Below are 1,581 nucleotides of genomic sequence, written 5' to 3' on the forward strand. Positions count from 1 at the left end.
TTAGCAAAACAATTTTGTAACTGTGTTTTATGAAACACATAGTCTTCTGGCATACTAATCATATATGCAAGCAATCCTCTTGCTTGCAAAGATAAATTATTGTTTTGTAAAAAATCTCTGCTAATACTCTCATAACCTTTATTTCTATTATACTTATATATCGCCATTAAATTTCCCCTCTTTCTATACCCCCTTTATATAAAAAACCACAGAAAAAAGATTCTGTGGTTTATTACGAGGGCTTATTCAGTTATTAATTCAATATGAATCTGATTAGAAGTTTTATAAATCATAATGTAATTTTCTTCTACTAGTTTATCTAATACTTTATCAATTTTATCAGTAGTTAATAATTCTTCTAATTCTTTTCTATTTGTATAAATAATATTATGTTTATTTCTTTTTTGGTAACAGTATGTTAATAATAATTTTTCATTCCAATCAATATTTTTATCATTATAAAAAGGTTCGTTTATAATATTTATTTCTGGAGTTTCGTAAAATATTTTTCTCTTATTCATAAAAATCATCTTCCTCCTGTTCTTTTCTTTCTTCTAATTTATCATGTATCTTTACAATAGCAATAATGAATATTGCTAAAATTACTACACCTTTCAATAAAAATAGGAAAACTTGTAATGGATAAACAAAAACTGCTACAATCAACACTGCTACAATAGCTAAAAGAGCAAGAAGAATAATACAATATCCTACATATAGAAATAGATAAATTATAAGTCCTATTGCAGCTAATGCTAAAAGTCCTTCTAGAAATCCCATTACTGTTACCTCCTATTATAGTTTAATCATTTTTTTAGAATGCAATAATTCTAATAATTCTTTTAGTATTACAGTATCTAATTGTTTTTCTAAAATAGATAACTCTTCATTATTTGCTATTTCATTCATTAAATCATCTACTGTTTTTTTTGTTTTTTTACTATTTGTCTTTTCTAATTCTTCTTCGTTATCTTCATCTTCACTTGTAAAACATTCTTTTATAGCATCTTCTGTAATTGGATTAATAGTTTTTATTAGTTGTAAGTTTTTACTAGTAATTTTAATGTCAAAATTCACGATGCTATTAAAAATAATTAATTGTTCGATATCAGAGAACTTAGCTAAAATTTCTCCGTTTGCAAGAGATAATTTTTTATTATCTAATAAATTCATAAATTCATCAATTAATTTTGCACAAGCGACGTATCTAGATAATGTTCTTTCACTTATCTTTTCTTCTACGGCAATTATTTTTAGAGAATCAGTACCTTTTTTCCCTTGGTGTTTTGTAGCATCCACTTTTAGTTTGTAAGCTCTTGCTTTTTCACTTTCTTTAATGTGTTGTCGTTGCATAAAGTTACTTTGCACTAAACCTATCGCAGTTTCTTCATCCGTTAGATCTTTAATTATCGCTGGAATAGTTGTCCAACCCAATCGCTTAATTGCTTCGTATCTATTATGCCCTGCTACAATTTCATAATAATCTTTTTTAGGTCGTACAATAATAGCATTGTCTAACCCTCTTTTTTTTATATCCATCATTAGAATTTCTAATTGTTTTTCAGTATATTCTGTAAATGG

General features: G+C 26.1%; 3 protein-coding genes. All 3 read right to left on the minus strand.

Annotation, left to right across the window (positions count from 1 at the left end; genetic code table 11):
* Positions 1-242: 242 nt before the first annotated feature.
* Complete coding sequence (locus BMX09_RS09790; RefSeq protein WP_143054417.1) at positions 243-521, minus strand: hypothetical protein; 279 nt, start codon at positions 519-521, stop codon at positions 243-245.
* Positions 514-780, minus strand: a complete 267-nt coding sequence (locus tag BMX09_RS09795) for a hypothetical protein (protein ID WP_089747993.1) — start codon at positions 778-780, stop codon at positions 514-516. Before BMX09_RS09795 ends, BMX09_RS09790 begins: the two co-directional genes overlap by 8 nt.
* Positions 781-795: 15 nt before the next feature.
* On the minus strand, positions 796-1,581 hold a 786-nt coding region (locus BMX09_RS09800), incomplete at its 5' end, for a ParB/RepB/Spo0J family partition protein (protein WP_089747996.1).

The organism is Granulicatella balaenopterae, assembly GCF_900111135.1.
GTDB lineage: Bacteria > Bacillota > Bacilli > Lactobacillales > Aerococcaceae > Granulicatella > Granulicatella balaenopterae.

What these genes read in the sequence shown, in the direction of transcription:
- BMX09_RS09790 (WP_143054417.1), bottom strand. Translation starts at nt 521, where the DNA reads ATGAATAAGAGAAAAATATTTTACGAAACTCCAGAAATAAATATTATA.
- BMX09_RS09795 (WP_089747993.1), bottom strand. Translation starts at nt 780, where the DNA reads ATGGGATTTCTAGAAGGACTTTTAGCATTAGCTGCAATAGGACTTATA.